This window comes from Photorhabdus cinerea, assembly GCF_011189575.1.
In the GTDB taxonomy this organism is placed as follows: Bacteria; Pseudomonadota; Gammaproteobacteria; order Enterobacterales; family Enterobacteriaceae; genus Photorhabdus; species Photorhabdus cinerea.
In genome coordinates this window covers 1-1297 of record NZ_PUJW01000101.1, presented here as the reverse complement: position 1 = coordinate 1297, position 1297 = coordinate 1, and the positions used below count along the sequence as shown (strand labels likewise).

Here is a 1297-nt window from a genome sequence, read left to right as displayed (position 1 = left end):
GATATGGCGAAATTCGATATTATTCAACAAAATGTTGAGTTCATAAAATCAGCTATAAGAAAAATAGAAAATGCAATACCGCCTGAACCAATCACATTAACCAACAAATAAGCCCCATAAGGGGCTTTAGGCTGTCTGTGCGGCAGTGAACGGTGCGAGGCGGATCATGATATTTGTTATAATATCGCCCTTTTATTTAATTCCAGAATCGCACATAAAATTAAATAGCTTGGTAACTTTTTCTTGATCATCTTTATATTGAACGCCCAAGTGACCATCATCTTTAAAATCATAATCACCCCATTTATGAGGATGACCTAACTCATGATATGACAATGGAGCATTTGCCAATTCATGAAGTTCTTTTGCTGTGTAAGATGAATATGTTTTATCCTTACAATTTAGCACTATTTCCCTATGATCAATAAGACCATTTCTGAAAAAAATCGGTTTCTTTTCATTGGTTAATATATCGATTGTATAATCAATGAAATAAAGTTTTACCCTATCCTTTCCGACCGATAATCCTCCAACATTGACCATGCCGCTACCCATCCTATTACCCATTCCGGTTATAATTTCTTGACCGATATAGCCATTTATTTCATTTGGTAACTTTTGATTAGCAAGGCATGTTAAGCTAATAGAAGTCACAATAATAACAATGAAAAATTTTATAATTCCCATCTCTTACCCTTACTTAATGACAAAATCACATCCTATCACCAGGAGGGCGCAATTAAACGCAAAAAAGGGCGCTTGAGAGCCATGCTCAACAACAAGAGATGGCGGGGATTGCTCCCCGCCGTTGCTCTTACTTGGGTTCGTAATCCATGAAAACAGCAACCTCCGTTTGACCGCTTCGGATGCGAACCTCACAGAGGTCCTTCCTCGTGACCAGCACAGCCGCTAAAGCGGCAATACAAATAACGATGGCGATAAATATCGCTTTTTGCTGTTTCATGGTTAGCGTCTCCTTGCCTTTCGGCGTGTAAGAGGCTAATCTTATGTTGCTAAGCATTAGATGCGCCTCAAATTGATTGAAAGATCATTTGGGGCTTTCTTCTATCCGCTCCAGCACGCCAGAGACAGATAGCCTCAAGCGCCCGCCAAAAATATACCAAAGTGAAATATATATATCCATATTAATCACGCGGCCGGATAAATCAGTTTTAACTGCCCTTTTACCCCAAATGCCACCATACAACGAGCTTCAAAATCTTTATAGTCAGCACAACTGTTAGCCAGCATTGTTACAGCTTTCAATTGTTCTCCCACCAGCTTTAATGCTTCTGGC

General features: G+C 39.6%; 2 protein-coding genes. Both read right to left on the bottom strand.

The genetic code is table 11. From position 1 onward, the window contains the following. Window positions 1–192: 192 nt before the first annotated feature. On the bottom strand, window positions 193–687 hold the full coding sequence (locus C5469_RS22725; protein ID WP_065822500.1) for a hypothetical protein: 495 nt from the start codon (window positions 685–687) through the stop codon (window positions 193–195). 127 nt (window positions 688–814) lie between these two features. Next, a complete protein-coding gene (locus C5469_RS22720; protein ID WP_051225736.1) occupies window positions 815–964 on the bottom strand; it encodes a type I toxin-antitoxin system Hok/Gef family toxin in 150 nt (49 codons plus the stop codon). Window positions 965–1297 lie beyond the last annotated feature (333 nt).

What these genes read in the sequence shown, in the direction of transcription:
- C5469_RS22725 (WP_065822500.1), bottom strand. Translation starts at nt 687, where the DNA reads ATGGGAATTATAAAATTTTTCATTGTTATTATTGTGACTTCTATTAGC.
- C5469_RS22720 (WP_051225736.1), bottom strand. Translation starts at nt 964, where the DNA reads ATGAAACAGCAAAAAGCGATATTTATCGCCATCGTTATTTGTATTGCC.